The organism is Pirellulales bacterium, assembly GCA_019694455.1.
Lineage (GTDB): Bacteria > Planctomycetota > Planctomycetia > Pirellulales > JAEUIK01 > JAIBBY01.
This window is the reverse complement of the sequence record JAIBBY010000002.1, coordinates 123,559-142,071: the sequence shown is the minus strand read 5'-3', so window position 1 is coordinate 142,071 and position 18,513 is coordinate 123,559. Positions and strand designations below refer to the sequence as shown.

The 18,513-nt window shown below is 64.0% G+C and carries 14 protein-coding genes and 1 riboswitch; of the genes, 5 read left to right on the top strand and 9 right to left on the bottom strand.

Annotated features, from left to right (window positions below):
* Positions 1–12: 12 nt before the first annotated feature.
* On the bottom strand, positions 13–363 hold the full coding sequence (locus K1X71_01875) for a hypothetical protein (protein ID MBX7071870.1): 351 nt from the start codon (positions 361–363) through the stop codon (positions 13–15).
* A gap of 573 nt (positions 364–936) precedes the next feature.
* On the opposite strand from K1X71_01875, the gene K1X71_01870 reads away from it, so the two are divergent.
* Complete coding sequence (locus tag K1X71_01870) at positions 937–3,861, top strand: S8 family serine peptidase (protein MBX7071869.1); 2,925 nt, start codon at positions 937–939, stop codon at positions 3,859–3,861.
* A 12-nt stretch (positions 3,862–3,873) separates the two neighbouring features.
* On the opposite strand, the gene K1X71_01865 is transcribed toward K1X71_01870, so the two are convergent.
* The 5 genes from K1X71_01865 to K1X71_01845 all read right to left on the bottom strand — a co-directional run bounded on the left by K1X71_01865 (position 3,874) and on the right by K1X71_01845 (position 8,097).
* Entirely contained in the window at positions 3,874–4,098 is a 225-nt protein-coding gene (locus K1X71_01865) for a hypothetical protein (GenBank protein MBX7071868.1), read from the bottom strand.
* Between the two features lie 114 nt (positions 4,099–4,212).
* Positions 4,213–5,250: a DUF4465 domain-containing protein gene (locus tag K1X71_01860; protein ID MBX7071867.1), complete on the bottom strand. Its 1,038-nt coding sequence runs from the start codon at positions 5,248–5,250 to the stop codon at positions 4,213–4,215.
* 33 nt (positions 5,251–5,283) lie between these two features.
* The gene (locus K1X71_01855; GenBank protein MBX7071866.1) at positions 5,284–6,138 is read right to left on the bottom strand and encodes a DUF1559 domain-containing protein; all 855 of its coding nucleotides are present in this window, start codon (positions 6,136–6,138) and stop codon (positions 5,284–5,286) included.
* 215 nt (positions 6,139–6,353) lie between these two features.
* A riboswitch (cobalamin riboswitch) is annotated at positions 6,354–6,554 on the bottom strand.
* A 147-nt stretch (positions 6,555–6,701) separates the two neighbouring features.
* Complete coding sequence (locus K1X71_01850) at positions 6,702–7,562, bottom strand: zinc metallopeptidase (protein MBX7071865.1); 861 nt, start codon at positions 7,560–7,562, stop codon at positions 6,702–6,704.
* A 280-nt stretch (positions 7,563–7,842) separates the two neighbouring features.
* Positions 7,843–8,097, bottom strand: a complete 255-nt coding sequence (locus K1X71_01845; GenBank protein ID MBX7071864.1) for a hypothetical protein — start codon at positions 8,095–8,097, stop codon at positions 7,843–7,845.
* A 374-nt stretch (positions 8,098–8,471) separates the two neighbouring features.
* Here K1X71_01845 and K1X71_01840 point away from each other — a divergent pair, with 374 nt between their 5' ends.
* Positions 8,472–11,729 carry a mechanosensitive ion channel gene (locus tag K1X71_01840; protein ID MBX7071863.1) on the top strand — a complete coding sequence of 1,086 codons (3,258 nt, stop codon included), beginning with the start codon at positions 8,472–8,474 and terminating at the stop codon, positions 11,727–11,729.
* Between the two features lie 10 nt (positions 11,730–11,739).
* On the opposite strand, the gene K1X71_01835 is transcribed toward K1X71_01840, so the two are convergent.
* A complete protein-coding gene (locus K1X71_01835) occupies positions 11,740–13,086 on the bottom strand; it encodes an NAD(P)/FAD-dependent oxidoreductase (protein ID MBX7071862.1) in 1,347 nt (448 codons plus the stop codon).
* A gap of 74 nt (positions 13,087–13,160) precedes the next feature.
* Positions 13,161–14,048, bottom strand: a complete 888-nt coding sequence (locus K1X71_01830) for a hypothetical protein (GenBank protein ID MBX7071861.1) — start codon at positions 14,046–14,048, stop codon at positions 13,161–13,163.
* 229 nt (positions 14,049–14,277) lie between these two features.
* On the opposite strand from K1X71_01830, the gene K1X71_01825 reads away from it, so the two are divergent.
* The 3 genes from K1X71_01825 (at position 14,278) to K1X71_01815 (ending at position 17,678) form a co-directional block, all read left to right on the top strand.
* On the top strand, positions 14,278–15,939 hold the full coding sequence (locus K1X71_01825; GenBank protein ID MBX7071860.1) for a hypothetical protein: 1,662 nt from the start codon (positions 14,278–14,280) through the stop codon (positions 15,937–15,939).
* Between the two features lie 88 nt (positions 15,940–16,027).
* Positions 16,028–16,810 carry a cyclase family protein gene (locus tag K1X71_01820; GenBank protein ID MBX7071859.1) on the top strand — a complete coding sequence of 261 codons (783 nt, stop codon included), beginning with the start codon at positions 16,028–16,030 and terminating at the stop codon, positions 16,808–16,810.
* A 127-nt stretch (positions 16,811–16,937) separates the two neighbouring features.
* Positions 16,938–17,678, top strand: coding sequence for a sulfotransferase (locus tag K1X71_01815; GenBank protein ID MBX7071858.1), 741 nt, complete (start codon positions 16,938–16,940; stop codon positions 17,676–17,678).
* On the opposite strand, the gene K1X71_01810 is transcribed toward K1X71_01815, so the two are convergent.
* On the bottom strand, positions 17,675–18,502 hold the full coding sequence (locus K1X71_01810; protein MBX7071857.1) for a sugar phosphate isomerase/epimerase: 828 nt from the start codon (positions 18,500–18,502) through the stop codon (positions 17,675–17,677). The two genes, K1X71_01815 and K1X71_01810, sit on opposite strands and share 4 nt — an antisense overlap.
* Positions 18,503–18,513 lie beyond the last annotated feature (11 nt).

The following is an 18,513-nucleotide window of genomic DNA, read 5'->3' as shown; positions in this document are numbered from 1 at the left end:
CAGCGCGCCGCTTCAATACGGGCTCATCACCTTGGCAGGCAGGCGCTCGTTCGCTTCCATGATCGCTCGGCGCGAGTTCTTGCCGAGCACGCGGTGCAATTCGCCATCGGCGTCGTAGAGCATCTGCCGCAGCGGTTCGCGATCGGCGTCGCTCTCCACCTCCACTTGTTCGAGCGCGCCTAATAGCTCGCGCACAATCGGCGTGCGCGCGGCGCGCCGTTCGCGCGGCGCGGCGCCCGGACCGGCCTTGGCCGCTGGCTGCTGCGCCGCGTCGACGCGCCCTTGGGCACAGCCGGCACAGGCGGACAATGCCGCCAGACAGGTCAACATCAGCACGATTCGTGGGGGACGGGTAGCGCGCATCGGGGTGGCCTCGAGTGGGAAGTCGCCGCAGGGGCAAGATTCCACGCTAATTGGCCCCTCACGCGGCGGCAATCGCGCACCTCAAAAGTACATAAAAGGCAACGCCTGATGCACGCCGGCCGCCAAGCGGTTGTCCCCTCGCCACGCGGGCGCGTTGCGTTTTTGCAACGCCGGGGCTACCTGCCAATTACGGCACAAGATTCGCCTTGCCGCCCGCTCGGCTGACCTATCTTTCCACGAGGCCCAAGAGGCCCGGCACTAATCGCCATCGAGCAGCGATCCGCTTCGCTACTTGGCGGCACTGATCGCCGGCCTTGAGGCGCCTCGGCTCGTCAGCCAGTTCTCCGTTCGGAGAGTCGTTCAGACAACCTACTCGGTCGCCTGCTCCCCAGCGGCCACCAGCGCAAACGCGGATGCTCCACGCCGTTTTGGCGCCGCTATTCAGGATGAATCGCGGTTAGTTCAAGCGGCCCTGGCGTCGCCGCGGGGACATATCGCGTCATGCGTGCGAAACACTCGGCTCGTCTCGGCGACTGCCTGCTGCGATTCGAAGTCTGCGAAGAGCGGCTCGCCATGTCGATCGCGCCTTGGGACCCCTACGATTCGTCCACTCCAGCGCTGCTCGGCACAATCGCCAGCAGCGGCAACGCGACCTTCGACGCCTTCGACGCCGTTCGCAATCTGTATGGGTTCAACGGCGCGGGACAAACGGTGGCCGTCATCGACACTGGCATCGCCTACACGCATGCAGCGCTAGGGGGTGGTTTTGGCGCCAATTATCGCGTGGTGGGTGGCTGGGACTTCGCCGAGAACGACGCCAACCCCTGGGACGATGGCCTGGCCGGCGCGCATGGCACGCATGTCGCCGGCATCATTGGCGCGAGCGATAGCCGCTACGCCGGCGCCGCGCCTGGCGCCGATTTGGTGGCCTTGCGCGTCTTTGACGACCAAGGGCACAGCTCGTTCGATTGGATCGAACAGTCGCTGCGCTGGGTCCACGAGAATCGCGGCGCTTTCGCCAATCCCATCACCACGGTCAATCTGTCGATCGGCTCGCAGTGGAACGCCAGCAACGTGCCCAATTGGGCCACGCTCGAAGACGAGTTCGCGCAGCTCCAAGCCGACGGCATCTTTATCTCGGTCGCCGCCGGCAACAGCTTCACCACCTACGACACCGCCGGCCTCAGCTATCCGGCCGTCAGCAGCCACGTGGTTCCGGTCGCCAGCGTCGACGCCAACGGCGAACTTAGCTATTTCAGCCAGCGCAACGATCGAGTCATCGCCGCGCCGGGCCGCAACATCACCAGCACCGTGCCCGACTATCTCGGCAACCGCAATGGCCGCGACGACGACTTTGCCGCGCTCTCGGGCACCAGCATGGCCGCCCCCTACGTGGCGGGCGCCAGCGTGCTGCTGCGACAGGCCATGCAGTTCGCCGGCGCCGCCAATCTGACCGAAGACGCCCTCTACACCGTCCTGCGCAACACCGCCGACACCATTTACGACAATCTCACCGGCGCCAACTATCGCCGCCTCAACCTGGAGCGCGCCATCGACTCGGTGATGCCCGGTGACGATGACGCCGATCCATCTTCGCTAGGCGCGCTCACCACCACGGCCACCGCGAGCGGCATCATCAGCCGCCGCGACGATTGCGACAGCTTCCGCTTCACCGCCGGCGCCACCGGGCTGGTCACCGTCTCTCTCGACGGCCACGACTGGCTCAATGGAACCGTCCACCTCCTCGGCGACCAAAGCGCCGCCGTCCAGGGCAACTCGCTCACATTCCAAGTCATCGCTGGGCAAGATTACACGCTCGAAGTCGCCTCGCGCGCCGGCATAGGACACTACCAACTCTCAGCCCGACTCGAAGCCGTGAACCGTGTCGCTTGGGGCACGGTGGCCCTGAGCCAGTTCAACGATCAGCGGGTCGTCGCGGGGCAGCAGTTTCAGTTTCAGGCCACGCGCGATGGTCTGTTGAGCGTCGAAGCCTCTGCCGCCGCCGGACTGGCATTCGACGTCTACAATGCGAATGGCGAGCGCCTCGGCGCCAGCGCCCAGACCAATGGCGGTCAGCGCGTCGACTTCAGCGCCTACGGCGGCGCGACCTACACCTTGCGCGTCACCGCAGCGAGCGATGCGGTTGACTTCCGTTTAACCAATCTGATTACCATCACCGGCGATCGGGCGCAGGTCTTTGGCACGTCGGGCGACGACGTAGTCATCTTCCAGGCTGGCGCCACGCATCAACTGTCGATCAACGGCGTGCAGTACGCGCTGGCCGGCGGCGCGATCCACGAGTTCTCGTTCGACGGCGGCGCCGGCGCCGATGTGGTCTCCATGACAGGCACGGCTGGCATCGATCAGGCCACACTCACGGTCGACTCCTCGCGCCTCAGCGGTCAAGGCTATCGATTCGAGGCGAGCGGCGTCGAGACCGTGGTGATCCAATCGGGGGGGGGCGACGACACCGCAACCATTCAAGACACCGCCGGCAATGACAGGGGGGCGCTCACCTCAACCCTTGCCCACCTCGCGGACGCCGGACATGCGTTGTTCGCCTTCGGATTTCGCCGCGCGACGATCCAAGCCGGCCGCGGCGACGACTCGCTGCTCGTCTTCGGTTCGACCGGCGGCGACGCCATCAGCGCCTGGCCTGATCGCGTCAAGTTCGAAGGCGCCGGAGTGGCCAGTACGGCCAATGGTTTTCGCCATGTCCAAATTCACGGCGGCGGCGGCAACGACACCGCCAACCTCTTCGACTCAGCCGGCGACGATCATTTTTCCGCGCGGCTGACGCAATCGCGACTGGCCGGAGAAAACTACGAAATCGACCTGTTCGGCGTGCGCACGGTGACGGTCACCGCCTCGCGCGGGCAAGACACCGCCGAGCTTTTTGGCGTCAGCGACTCGGAAGAGCTGACCGCTCGACCCGAAAGCGCGCAGCTCACCGGCGCCCGCGTCAATTTCAGAGCGCGCGGCTTCGATCAGGTGCGCATCGATGGCGGCGGCGGACTCGATCAGGCGCAGCTCTTCGATTCGCGCGGGAATGATTTACTCACCGCGCGGCCCGGTGATGTTCGGCTGGTCGGCGCCGGTTACGACAATTGGCTCACGGGCTTCGCCAGCGTTCGCGCCCGCTCTTCGACCGGGATCGACGAGGCTTTGTTTTACGACTCGGCGGGAGACGACCAATTCACCGGCCGGACCGATTACGGCCGATTGACCGGAGTCGGTTTCGATCATTGGGCCTACGGCTTTGAGAAGGTCACCGCCTACGCCTCGACCGGCGCCGACTCGGCCGAACTGGTCACCGGCGCTGGCGCCAATCGCTGGGAAGGGCACGGCGATCTGGCCAAGCTAGCAAACGACGTGGCGGTCAACACCGTGTATGGCTTCGACCGCGTGGTCGCCACCTGGCAACAGGGAGAACTCACGGTCGCCGAGCTATTGGCGATCGACTATGCCTTTGCGCGCGTCGGCAACTGGCGAGAGTAACGGCGTCGGCCCCTACCCGCGCGCTCGCTGTGGCAACGTGAACGAATACAAGATCGTCACCGCGCCGGCCGACAGCAGACTCCAAGAGACCCAGTCGGGCGGCATGAACTCCTCGCGCACTGCCGGCACGCCGGCCGCCCCGCCGCGCGGCGCCAGAATCGCCTTGTCGATGAGCAAACATTCCACGCCAAGGATGCAGGCGTAGATGCCGACCGCCAGAAAGAATGAACGCCACATGGTCGATCCGCCGAATGCTGAAGCTGGTTACTTCGGACAGATCGACCACGCGGCGACGATGACTTCACCGCGATGCTAGCAAGTCCGCCGGCGACGATCGCGCAAACCTTGTCGTCAGCAATTGATCGCGCGGCGTCGAACGCGCGCGCTTTGGCCGCGACGCATCCCCAGCGCCATGCTGGCCGTGCCCAGCGCGAACAGCAAGCCCGTGGCGGGCTCGGGCACCGGCAGCGCCGCGCTGGCCGGAGCAAAGTGGTCGGCCCAGATGGTGTAGTCGGCGCCGTCCACCACTCCATCACCGTTAAAGTCGCCTTGCGCGTATCCGCCCGACTGCTGAAAGTGGTCGGCCCAAATGGTGTAGTCGGCGCCATCCACCAGGGTGTCGCCGTTGGCGTCGCCGGGCACGGCCGGGTTGAACTCCAGATTGTCGAGCGCCATGTACATCGGCGTATTGCTCCCCCACTCGCCGACATCGCTCGAAGCTCCCTTGAGCGTCAGATAGCGCGCGCCCGACAGCGACGACAGATCCACCGTCGTCCACTGATCGATGATGTAGTCGCTCGCGCTGTCGCCGCGATAGTCGGCCAAATAGAAATCGACGCTGCCGATCTCCTGCTCGGCCGAGTCGAGACCGGTGATCGTCAGCTTGAACCAGTCGGGCCACTCGCCGGCGGGCACTTGTTCCTCGCCCGGCGGGGGCGCGCCAAACTGGCGCGAGAACGCGTTGCCGTCGCGCATGGCCAACGCGCCGTAGGTGATGTTGGTTAGCGCGGCCGAGACCGGCGTCGCGCCCGGCGGCAACGTGATCCGCGCGAAGTTGTCGTCGTAGAAAAAGCCGACAGCGAAATTGGTCGATCCCCCCGCGCCGCCGCCCCCGGGCAGGTGATAGGCGCTGTATTGGTTCAGATACGAAGGATCAACCAGGTTGGTGTCTTTGGCATAGGCAAAGCCGCGCCAACTGGCGAACGTCTCGCTGTAGTCGTTGTTGAAGTCGACGCCAGCGCTGGTGAATTTGTCTTGCGGCAAATGTTCGCCGCTTTCATACGGCAAAGCGCCAACAAAGCCCAGGTCTTCAAAGGTTACGGTCGTCGCCGCCGCGGGAGCGGCCCACAAACCCAGCGCCGCCAACAGCGCCACAGTGCGTCTGATCATCATTTCCTCGCTCTAAATAAACGTGAGGCAAAGTCAAAACTCGGTGTACGGTTCGCCGCCAGAGCGCGTGCACATGGCGGCCAAAGGGGGTAGCGCGATGGTCTCGGCGATGAATCGCGCCCCGCCATCGCCAAACAGCACATACGCGCCGCCCGGATGGTCGCTGCGAATGTCCTGCTCAAAGACCGGCGCCAGGCCGATCCCAAACGACTGGTCGAACAAATTTCGACCGTTGATCCATTGGTTGTCCGGAAAGGGAGACTCGGCCACCACTGCCGTGTTGCTCGCCCCGTCCTCGATCTGCTCGATGCTCACCGACCGGTCGTACAGCATCACCCCCTTGGGCGGATTGTTGGGGCTGGTGATCCGCTCGCCATACACGCCGCCGTAATCGAGCGCGGCGCGCCCGTCGATCCGATCGCTGTCGCGCGCCGTGCTGGGGCAAAGGTAGAACGGCAACACCGTTGCCGCCGCCGTGGCGTTGCGCGGACTGTCGAATGGTTGGTTCAAATCCACCGTGTCGTAGAGCGCTTGCTGCTCCAGGTACGGCAACAGGTAGAGCGACCATGCCAGTTGCCGCTTGCCGGCATGCTGCGCTCCCGGCAGACGATACTCCACGCCGCCAGTCGGAAAGGTCTTCCATGCGTTGTGATAGCCGTACAGGGCCAAGCCAATCTGCCGCAGGTGGTTGGCGCACGCCGCGCGCCGCGAGGCCTCGCGCGCTTGCTGCACCGCCGGCAGGAGCAGCGCGATCAAAATGCCGATGATCGCCAGCACCACCAACAGTTCAATCAAGGTGAAACCATGTAGCGGCCGGCGCCGCGCACCAGCGCAGCGCGTCGCGCCGCCGCGCGTCGTTGTGGTTCGCCGTTCGTTGGTTGCCGGCATACGTGGACGCTGCGTGCAGCGCGTCGCCGCCATCTGTGCGCCGGCAGGACCCACCGCACGCAGGTGACCCGCCGCGCGCCAGTGCGCGAGAGCAGACCAGGGGCGCGCGGCGACCGGCGCCGCAGACTACGGGGCGACTCGCTGGATTAGCGACTCCTCAGGCGGCCTCCCGGCCGCGCGACCTATTCGATGCAGGCTTTGTCCCTCGCAAAGCGCCTGTCACCACCCGCGTTGGTAGGTCTTCTGACTTCTGAGCGGCGGCGGACCCAGCCTTCTCGCCGCCTGGCAGGCGGCAATGGCCTCAGAGTGGGGTCCGCGCGTTGTGCTCATCACAGCGGCGGGGCCGTTCCGGGTTTGCACCGGATTCCCTGTTTGTCGAGCGATTCCCAGACGAAACCGCCCGACCACCAACGCAACAGCCCGCGATTATATCGCGGCGCGCGAGCGCGTCAAATCGATGGGAATTTCAACGAACAAACGCTGCTTGCTGCTGCCAAGCGCGTTGGCGACCCGATTGTGCGCGGGCGGCGCGGCAACTGGCCAACTTCAATCCTCGCGCCGTGCTACAGTTCCGCCGCGCGGAACGTGTCTCCCTGCCGCATGTCACCTGTCTGAAATCCCTTGCGAAACCAGCGCATTCGCTGCTCCGACGTGCCATGCGTGAAGCTGTCGGGCACCACATAGCCTTGCGACTGCTTCTGCAGCCGATCATCGCCAATGGCGGTCGCCGCGCGCAGCGCCTCTTCCAGGTCGCCCGGTTCCAAGATGCGCTCGCGCTGCTGCGCGTGATGCGCCCACACGCCAGCGTAAAAGTCGGCCTGCAACTCCAACCGCACCGACAACTGGTTGTACTCCGCCTCGCTCACCCGCCCGCGCGCCTGATGCACCTGATCGCTGGTGCCAAGCTGGTTTTGCACATGATGGCCAATCTCGTGGGCGATGACATAGGCCTGCGCAAAATCGCCCGGGGCGCCAAACTGCTCATCGAGTTGCCGAAAGAACGCCACGTCGAGGTACACCTTTTCGTCGGCCGGGCAATAGAACGGTCCCACCGCAGCGCTGGCCATGCCGCAGGCCGAGTTCACCTGTCCGCTGAACATCACCAACGTCGGATCGCGATAGGTGCGTCCCATCTGCTCGAACAGTTCCCGCCACACATCTTCGGTGCTCGCCAGCACGGTGCGCACAAATTGCGACGCCTCGTCGTTCGCTGGCGCGGCCCCTTCTTCTCCGGGAGCGCCTTGTTGCACCTGCGCTCCCCCCGGCGCGCCCCCTTGCTCCAACAGCGCCATCGGGTTCACGCCAAACAACAGCGCCAAGATGATGATGACGAGCGTCCCCAATCCGCCCGTGACCATCATCGGCGCGCCACGACCGCGCCGGTCTTCCACGTTGTCGCTTTGTCTGCCGCCTTGCCAGCGCATGTGCGAATCCTTAATGAGTCGTCAGGAGGGGTAAATCTCGAAGCGACCGAATTGTAGATTCGCGCGCAAACAGACTCAACGATCCGCCGGAAATGGGAATCTCAGAATTTCCCAGGCCCGCCCAAGTGAGTCGTCCTCACTTGCGCCAGTCTCAAGCCTTCGGAACCCAAAGAAATGAACCGCCCTGTTAAAAACAGGCCGCCGTCACTTGCGGTATTATCAAACCTTCGGAACCCCAAAAAACGATCCGTCCTGAGTAATACAAACCGCCTTCACCTGATCAAAAACCGAAGACGGCGCGGGGCGGGGCGTAATAGTAGGGAACCGGCGGTGGGTAATAGGCCGGCGCGTAGTAACGCCGCACGTAAACCGGCGGAGGCGGCGCGCAGTAGTGGTAACAAGGGGCGGGCGGGGCATAGTAGGCCGGGCCGCCGCCGTAGAAGCCAAAGCTCCAATGGCTCCGATGCGCGTGCGCCGATGATGTGACCAAACAGGGGACTAGTAACGCCGCCAGAATTAGCAGACGCCGCCTCATCGAACAGCCTCCATTCCGTAGTGCCGTGAAGGACGTTCCTCGCGATCCCCGCTGGCGGACTATACCGTCGCCGGAGCCACCGGCGGAAGGTCGCCTTGCGCGATGTTTGAGCAACGAACTCCGCTCGACCCGCCGGGCGTTGATCGCTACTCTCTCACCCCCCGGTAAACCATCTCATGCGGCGCAGGACGCTGCCGCCAGCGGCCACAACCGACATCACGGCAAGGAGTTGCCACGTGCGAAAGCCAACGATCTTATTTCGGCCAATTCGCGCTACTTGGGTGAGCTGCGCGATCGCGGTGGTTTGCGCTCAGTGGATAGACCTTGCTCACGGGCAAGATGCCAACGCGACTGTCAAACCAGCGGCGGCGCCAATGGTTTCCGATGCGCTGCGCAAGTTCGACGACGCCGCTGGCGCCGAACTGCAGAATCTGCTTGCCGCGGCCACCGATCCGCCTGCGGCGCTGGTCGATGCCGACAAGACCAAATGGCAAGACCGCCGGCGCGAAGTGTTGACCTGGCTGGAGACCGGCGATCGCTCGGTCGCCCGCTCCGCGCAGTTGGACAAAGAGGCGGCGGACGCGCCTCAATCGGTGCAAAAACTCAAGGCGCAACTGGCGGCGGCGCCCGAGGAGCCGACGCCCCCCGACGCCAGCCGCTCACTAGCGCAGCTTGAACAGGACATGACCGCCAAGCAGGCGGCGCTAGTCGCTCTGGGAGAACGACTCGGCCAGCACGATGGCGAGATCCGCCGCCGCGTCGCGCGCCGAATTGAAATTCCCAAGCTGACCACCGTCGCGATGGGTCGTGTAGCGGAGTTGGAAAAACTGCTCGGCGACGCGCCGCCTGAAAATCTTGGCGACCTGAAGGCTATGGATCGCGCGGCGCTGTTGGCCGAAAAGCTAGCCCGCCGCGCCGAAGTCGAATCGTTGCAAAAAGAGGCGTTGGCCGACGGCGCCACGGCGGAACTCTTGCCGCTCGAACGCGATCAGGCGGCGCGCGACCAATCGCGCGAGGAGAAGTCGCTCAAGCAACTGCGGCAACTGGTCGATCGTCGCCGGCAGGAAGAAGCCGAACGCTCGGCGCGTCAGGCCGAGGCCGCGCTGGTCGACGCCGCGGGCGCTCATCCCAGCGTCCGCGCGGTCGCCGCGCGCAACGCGCAGCTTGCCGATCGCCGCAAGTCCCTGGCCAGCGAGTTGACCGCCAAGAGCCGGCACTTCGAAGCCGAATGGCTGGCGTCTGAGATGGCGCTCAAGCCGTTCGCTAATCTGCGCGAAAAGGACCAATGGTCCGATGTGGCCAATCGCGGCGTGCTGCTCCACAAACACATCAAGATGCTGCCCAACGAAGAACGCTTGCGCAGCGCCATTCAGGCGATCACCAGCGAGCTGGGCGAAGCGCAATTGGCTTATCTCGAGTTTCTTGGCGAGCGCTCCAATCTGGCCGATCCCGAGCGAGAGGTCGAACGTCTGCTCGGCGATCCGGATGAGCATCCCGCGGTGCTGCGCACCGCCCTGCGCCAACATCTGGAAACCAAGCGCGAGAACCTCGACGCCTTGGTGCAAAGCTATCTCGAGTACAGCACTCGGCTGATTAAGCTCAAGGCCGACTGCGAGCGCAATCTGCGCGACACCGCCCTGTATCGCGAATATATCGCCGAGCGCGTGCTGTGGGTGCGCAGCACGGCGCCGCTCGATCTGCGCAGCCGGGCCGACTTGCTGGCCGCGGGCCGCTGGCTCGTCGATCCCAACCATTGGATCGCCACTGGCCAGACTTTGTTGTTCGACGCGGCGCGCTTGCCGCTGTTGTATCTCGTTGCTCTGGCTGGCGGCGTGGCGCTGTTCAGCACCCGGCGCCGCCTGCGCGCCCGCATCCACGAGATGGGATCGATCGCCGCGCGCGGACACACCGACACCTTTCGGCCCACTGCCGTCGCCGCCGCTTGCACCGTGCTGGTCGCGCTGGTCTGGCCGCTGGTCGTCAGTTTTCTCGCCTGGCGGCTCATCGTTGCCGGTTCGCACTCGCTGGCCGGGGCGCTGGGCTGGGGGCTGCTGATCACCGTGGTGGTCTATCTGCCTTTGGAGCTATTGCGCCAGGTCTGCCGGCCGCTCGGGCTGGCCGACGCCCACTTCGACTGGCCCCGGCATAGCATCGCGCTGTTGCGCCGCAGCCTGCGTCAACTTATCTTGCTCACGCTGACGCCCGTGCTGGTCACCGCCATGATGTACGGCCAGGACAACGACGATTGGAGCAATGCGCTCGGACGTTCGGCCTTTGTGCTGGTGATGTTCGCGGTGTCGCGGTTCATCTGGCAGGTGCTCAAACCAAGCGGCGGCGTGCTCGAAGAAACGCTCGCTCGCTATCAAGGCCAATGGCTCGACCGGTTGCGCTGGCTCTGGTTTCCGGTTTCGGTGGGCGCGCCCCTCGCGCTGGCGGGCCTGGCGCTGGCCGGCTTCTATTACACAGCCATGCAGCTTGCCTGGCGGCTCGAAAGCACCATCGAATTATTGCTGGGACTGCTGCTCACCCACGCCATGCTGTTGCGGCTGTTGGTGATCGTCCGCCGCCGGCTGGCGATCGAGCAGGCGCGACAGCGCCGCGCCGCCCTGACTGAGAATCGCGACGCCACGGCCGCCGCCGATAGCGCCACGGACAGCGCGCGGCTCGACCTGGCCGTGGTCAGCACGCAAACTCGTCATCTGTTGCAAAGCGCTGTCATTTGCGGCGGCATGATCGGCATGTGCGCGGTGTGGGTCGATGTGCTTCCCGCCCTCGAACAACTGCATCAATACGTGCTCTGGGGGCGCGAGACCGACAACGCCATCACCCTCGGCTCGTTGCTCGGCGGTCTGCTGGTCGGCATGATGACCTTTCTGGCCGCACGCAACATCCCCGGTCTGTTGGAGATTAGCGTGCTGCAAAAGCTGCCGCTGCAACCGGGCAGCGGCTACGCGATCACCACGATTAGCCGTTATGTCATCGTGATCATCGGCGCCACTTGGACCTCGCGCCAGATGGGGCTCCAGTGGGGCCAGGTGCAATGGCTGGTGGCGGCCATCTCCGTGGGTCTGGGCTTTGGGCTGCAAGAAATCTTCGGCAATTTTATTTCCGGCCTGATCATCTTGTTCGAGCGTCCGATTCGCGTCGGCGACACGATCACCGTGGGGGGCACCAGCGGGGCCGTCTCCCGCATCCGCATGCGCGCCACCACCATTGTCGATGGCGACCGCAAGGAGCTGATTGTCCCCAACAAGGAATTCATCACCGGCCAGGTCGTCAACTGGACCTTGTCCGACGACGTGGTGCGCGTCTCGCTGATCTTTGATCTGGAGTACGGCACCGATATCTCGCTCGCCCAGCGGCTGATTCTCAAGGCCGCGTACGACCATCCCAACGTCATGGAGGAGCCAGCGCCTTCTGCGTATATGGAAGGTTATCGCGACGACGCCTTGCGATTTCAGTTCGCCGCCTTTCTGCCCCATCTGTCGCTCGGCTCGCGCACGCGACACGAACTGCTCGAAACCATCACGCGCAGCTTTCAATCAGCGGGCATCCGCATCGCACAGCGGCCATGCGAAATTCAACTGCGCGGTCGCGACGTGCTGCCGGCCGAACAGCGCCGCTCCGCCTGACCAGCGACGACTAACTTGCTCCGTCCGCGGTTGACGCAGCCTCGCGCGCCTGCGCGTCCGATAGCTCGCATTGCCGCGACAACGGAAACGGGCTCGGTCCGGTGATGAGCCGCGCCGAACGGTTGCGCGTGGCGTAACTCCAGCCCCACTGCAAAAGCACCAGCAAACGGTTCTGAAACTGCACAATGTTGAACAAGTGGATGAAGAGCCACATCAGCCAGGCAAAGTAGCCGCTAAAGCGCCAGCCCCTCACATCCGCCACCGCCGCCCCGCGGCCAATCGTCGCCAACTCGCCGCGATTCTTGTAGACGAACGCGGGCAAGTTTTCGCCGTGGAGCCGGGCCAAGATCAAGCGCGCGGCATACGCGCCCTCTTGCATCGCCACCGGCGCCACGCCCGGCAGTGGGCTCTTCAAGCCGCCATGTTGAAAGTTCGCCAGGTCGCCGATCACCAACACCTCGGGGTGCCCCGCGACGCTCAAGTCGGGCTCGACGATCACGCGCCCACCGCGATCAACACTCGCTCCCAGTCGCTCAGCCAATACCTTGCCCAACCGAGACGCGGCCACGCCGGCGGTGAAGAACACCGTCCGCGCCGGCGCCACCTCCAGGCGATCTTCAAATCGCACCGTCACCGCGTCTGCGGTAATCGCCTCCACGCGCGCGTCGGTCCAGACCGTTGCGCCCAAGCGAGCCAGCGACTGTTCGGCCGCGATCGACAACGACTCGGGATAGTTCGACAACACCCGCGAGTTGGCTTCGATCAACAGCACGCGCGCTGACCGCGTGTCGATTTTGCGAAAATCACGCGCCAAAGTGTGATGGCACAGTTCGGCGATCGCGCCCGCCAACTCCACCCCCGTGGGGCCGCCCCCCACCAACACAAAGGTCAGCCAGGCTCGGCAGCGCTCGGGCTGCGACTCTTGTTCCGCGGCCTCAAACGCCAGCAAGATCCGTCGGCGCATGAGCGTGGCGTCTTCGACCGACTTGAGCCCCGGCGCCACGCGTTCCCAGTCGTCGTGCCCAAAATAGAACGAACGCGCGCCAGCGGCCACGATCAGGGTGTCGTAAGGAACCTCGCCATCGCGGGTAATGACACACCGCCGGGCTGGGTCCAGATCGACCACCTCGGCCAGCAGGACGCGGATATTGGCATGCCGCTTGACGATCGCCCGCAGCGGTGTGGCGATGTTGGCGGGCGACAAACCGCCCGTCGCCACCTGATATAGCAGCGGCTGAAATAGGTGATAGTTCTCTCGATCGAGCAGCGTCACATCGACGGCGCTGCCGCCCAACCGCTTGGCTGCCCGCAATCCACCAAACCCGCCCCCCACGATCACCACGCGGTGCCTGGCCATCGGCGCCCTCCCTTCGGCCCCTGCAATCAGTGCGCGCAAGCGTTGTACTGACGATTCCAGCATCCTGAGGCAGGCTAGTGAGATTCGCTAGCGGCCGTCGGCGCAATCAGGTCTTGCAACCCGCGCTCCACCGTGGCGCAAAATTGCTCCAGCGGCAAGTCATTGGCATCGCAGCCAAACGGATCTTCAATCTCCACGCCGATTTCCTCAATTCCTAAAAACACGTAGCTGACGAGGAAGCAGACCACGACCGTCGCCCACTCAAAGGTCTGCACCAGCGCAAACGGCAACGTGTAACAGAAGATCAATAGCGCCCGTCGCAGATGCACCATATAAGCAAACGGCAGCGGAGTGCGATGAATGCGCTCGCAGGCGCCGATGTAATCCATCAAAAGCTGCGTGTTCTGGTCGATCATCGCCAAGAGATAATCGCTGATATAACCGCGATCGCGCGCCGTCCGCAGCGTCTCGCTGATCTTGATGGCCACCGCCAACGGCACATGATTGGCGTCGAGCACCTGGGTCACTTCTTCCACCGGCAATCGTGAAGCCACGGGGCCAATCTGCCGTTCGCCTCGCAGGCTGTGCATCGAGGCATAGGAAAAGGCGACTGTCCAATCGATCGCCCGAGCGGCCAATTGTCGATCTTGTGGCAGGAACACCGCGCAGCCACGCCCCAAATTGCGGGTTTCGTTGACGATGGCGCCCCACATTCGCCGCCCCTCCCAAAATCGGTCGTACGACGAATTGGTGCGCATCACCAGCAACAAACCCAACGCGGTCGCCATAATGGTGTGCATGGTTGGCTGCACGGCCAACCAAGTACATCCCCACTCGTAGGCCAGCATGACGATAGTGGCCCAAATCACACTGACCACCACACGGCCAAAAATCTCTTGCACCATCGACCCACGAATGTCGAATAGGTGCGAGCTCCAATCTTTTGGGTTGTACGCGATCATGAAACGGTTGGCGCCAGTAAGGTTCGGAAACCGCCACATTGTTCAAGAATCGGCGCCGGCAAACAATCGGAATTCCGCTGATTTCAGCGATTCTGGGCCGCGCCGGTAGTGAGACGCCGCACGGTGGGGTATCTTCGCGTCTAAAGAATATTGGAACCGCCGCCGACACGACACGCGTCCCAGGCGGCCATCACCGATAAGCACACACCTCGCGTTGGAGAAGATGCGCATGCGTTCGCTGCTATTGGCCTGGAGCCTACTGGGAGGCGTCAGCGATCAAACCTATCTCGCCTGGGTCTCCGAACCGGTCAAAGAAACCGCTCTCCCCGCCAGCGTGGGCGAAAAGCTGTCGACCAACGATCTGGCGCGGCTGGTCGACGCCAAGCCACCGCTCCCCTACACCGATGTGACCAGCGGCGTGCGACTGCCAGACGGCGCGCTGTGGGTGGGCGCCAAACGGGGGCTCATGTTTCGCGCGCCGCAAGCGCCCCGCTGGCGCCTGTTCCATTCGCGTCGCTGGCTGCCCAACGATCATGTCGTCGACATCGCCATCGACGCCGCCGGCGCGATTTGGGCCAAGACGCCCGCGGGCGTGGTCCGACTATCGCGCCGCGAAACCACTCTCGAAAAGAAGATCGCCGGCATCGAGCAGGAACTGCAACGCCGCCATGTGCGCCATGGCTTGGTCGGTTCGACCGATCCGGGCGATCCCACCAAGCCCGACGGCGGCATCTGGCAGGGCTCTTCCGACAACGACGGCCTGTGGACCAGCATCTATGTCGCCGCCGAGGCGCTGCGCTACGCGGTGACGCAGGATCCCGAGGCCAAGAAGAACGCCGCCGCCTCGCTTGAGGCGCTCCTCTTTCTGGAAGAGGTCACCGGCATCCCTGGCTTTGTCGCGCGCAGCTTTTATCCGGGCGACATCTCGTTCAACCCAGCCGACGTCCATGGCGGCGAATGGCATCGCACCAAGGATGGCAAATGGTGGTGGAAGGGAGACACCTCCAGCGACGAGCTTGACGGGCATTACTTCGCCTACGCCATTTACTACGACGTGGCGGCCGACGAGGCCGAGCGCGAGCGCATCCGCGGCGTTGTCCGGCGCATCACCGATCGCATCCTCGATAACGACTACTACTACGTCGGCGCCACCGGCAAGCCGACCACCTGGGGCGTCTTCGCGCCCGAAAAGCTTAACCACGATCTGTATTGGATTGACGATCGCGGTCTCAACTCGTTGGAGTTGCTGTCGCACCTTAAAGTGGCCGAGCACATCACCGGCGACGCCAAGTACCGCAAGGCGGCGCAAGAACTGATCGACAAGCATGGCTATGCCATTAACACCGTGCTGCAAAAGTGGATCTGGCCGCCCGATTCGATCAACCATAGCGACGACGAACTCGCCTTCCTCGTCTACTACCCCTTGATGTGGTACGAGCGCGACCCCGAGCTGCGCAAGGTGTACATGGCCGGGCTGGAGCGCTCCTGGCAGATCGAGCGCCCCGAACGCAGCCCGTTGTTCAACTTCATCTACGCCGCCGGCCTCCAAGCAGAGCATGTGGCCGATCCCAGCAAGCGCCCGGAAAAGGCGTTTCTCGAGCCGGCCAGCTACGATCGCGATCTGTGCATCGAATGGTTCCGCGAGGTTCCGGCCGACACCACCCAATGGGCGGTGCGCAACAGCGACCGCAATGATCTGGGCGAACTAGCCGAGAATCGGCACGGGGCAAAGCACAGCCGCTTTGTGCTTCCCATCGCCGAACGCCGCGTGATGCGCTGGAACGGCGACCCGTACGAACTCGATGGCGGCGGCGATGGCCGCAGCCGCGACGACGGCGCCTTTATCCTGCTTCCCTACTGGATGGGCCGCTACCACCACTTCATCGATTGACCAAGAGCTTGCGGACTATGCCGCACCAAGCTGCCCGGCAACTGGCGGCTCGGTCGGTTACGCCTGCCTTTACAAAGGCCGCTCGCGCGTGTTCGGCCCATTCAAGATCGTCGATCTCAGCGTGCCACTCGAAGACGCCGCGCCCTCGGAGCCGCTGCCCGCGCGCATTCGCTACATCAAGCACGATGGCGAAGGGCTCGACCAGATGCGGCAGTTCTTCGGCGTCCGCCCCGACGATCTCATCTATTCCAACGGCCAAGGCTGGGCGGTGGAGGAGATACAGGCCATCACCCATACCGGCACGCACGTCGACGCGCCGTATCACTATGGCAGCACTTCCGAGGGTCGCCCGGCGCGCACCATCGACCAAGTGCCGCTCGAGTGGTGCTTTGCCCCGGGCGTGCGGCTCGATTTGCGCGATAAGCCGCCGGGCGAACTAATCGCCATCGACGACCTCCGGCGCGCGCTCGGCGAAGCGGAGCATACGCTATCCCCCTTCGATATTGTGCTGCTCTGGACCGGCGCCGATCGTCGACTTGGCTCGGCCGACTACTTTGCCCAACCGGGGCTCGGCCGAGAAAGCACGCTGTGGCTCGTCGAACAAGGGGTCAAGGTGATCGGCATCGACGCTTACACCCTCGATCGTCCGTTCTCCAATATGCTGGCCGACTATCAGCAAACGGGAGATGGGCGCTGCATTTGGCCGGCCCACTTCGCCGGCATCACTCGCGAGTACTGCCAGATCGAAAAGCTGGCCCATCTCGACCAGATTGGCCGGTCACGCGGGTTTTTCGTCTCCTGCCTCCCCGTTAAAATCCAAAAAGCCAGCGCCGGCTGGTGCCGGGCTGTCGCCCTGGTTCCCGGCAACTAGAATGGCGCCACAGGCCGGCGATCCCCAACGATCGCCCGCCGACGAGGGCCCATTTCTCCGCGATGAATTCGCTTCGCATTTCCACAACCCTTTCCAATCGATGACCAACTCCAGCGCTGCTTCCGCATTGCCAACCGCTCCCATCTTCGTGGTCGGATCGCCACGTTCCGGCACCACCTTGATGAAGTCGATTCTCGACGCCCATCCCCGCATCTTCTGCCCCACTTGGGAAACGGGTTTGTTCGTCTCCTTCGAAGCGCAACTGAACGGCGACTTGCGCAAGTTGATGAACGAAGGCGATCCCTTTCCGCTCGATCGCGCCGCCATGTGCCAATGGGCCCGCGATTCGGTGGAGCTACTGTTCGAGCGACTGCGCAAACACTCGGGCAAACCGCGCTGGGCCGAGAAAACCCCCGCGCACGTGCTGAGCATGGACCTCATCGCCGAGGTCTACCCCGAGGCGCAGTTCATTCACATCATCCGCAACGGCTATGAAGTGGTCCGCTCGCTGCAAAACATGCCCTGGGCGCCGCGCCGCATCAAGTGGAGCATCGCCCGCTGGATGGACAGCGTCCGCGCTGGCCGTCAATCGGGCGCCAAGCTCGCGCCAGGGCACTACCATGAGCTGCGCTACGAAGACCTGACCAAGCAGCCAGAGCCGGTAGTCCGCGCCATCTGCGATTTTCTCGGCGAAGAGTTCGACTCTCAAATGCTCGATTTTCACAAACCGCGCAACAACTCCTGGAGCGCCGAGTTCAAGCCCATTCAAGATCGGCCCGTCAACAAGTATCAGGAGCTGGGCTGGCTAGAACGGCGCATTTTTGAACACCGCGCCAAGCCGCTGATGAAAGAGTTGAGCTACCGTTAGCGATCGGCCAGCCGCGCTAGGCAGTCTTGCATGTAGTCGATGCTCTCGCTCGCCAGCCGTTCGACGCCGGGAGTGTAGTCGAACACCTCGACCGACACCCAACCGCGATAGTCGATCTCGCCGAGCGCTTCGAAAATCGGCACAAAGTCGATCTCGCCAAATCCCGGCCCCAGCTTGTTGGCGTCGTTGGCGTGAAAGTGCTCCAGATACGGAGCGCTAGCGCGAATGATCTGCGGTATCGGCGTCGACTCGCTCGACATCGCCTTCACGTCCAAATGCAACCGGCAGTGCGGCGAGCCGATCCGCTCGACCAGCTCGATCCCCGCCGCCGCCGTGTTCAAAAAGTTCCCCTCCGCTGGCCCCAGCGGCTCGATCGCCAGCACCACGTCGCAATCCTCGATCACCGCCAGCGCCGCGCCAAACACGCTGGCCGCGTGCTCCATCCCTTGCTCGTGAGTGACCCCCGCGGGTAAGTTGCGCTGCAGCGGCGAGCCAAACACCAACACGCGGCCTCCCACATCGCGGCACAACCGCGCGAGTTCCGCTACATAGTCGCTGGTCCGCCGACGCACCGCCTCGTCGGCGCTGGTGACGTGGAACCCCTCGGTCTTCGCCAGCAACCAGTGCAGGCCAATCACGTCCAACTCGTGCTGGTCCGCCAGTCGCCGCACGTTGGCGCGCTCGTCAGCGGTGATCTGCCTGGCGTCCGCCGCCAAGGTGAAGGGCGCGATCTCGATGCCGGTGTATCCGCATGCCTGAGCGAATGCGAAGGCTCGGTCGAACGGCCAGTCTTGAAACGTCTCGTTGCAGATGGCGAACTTCATCGCAGGCCGCT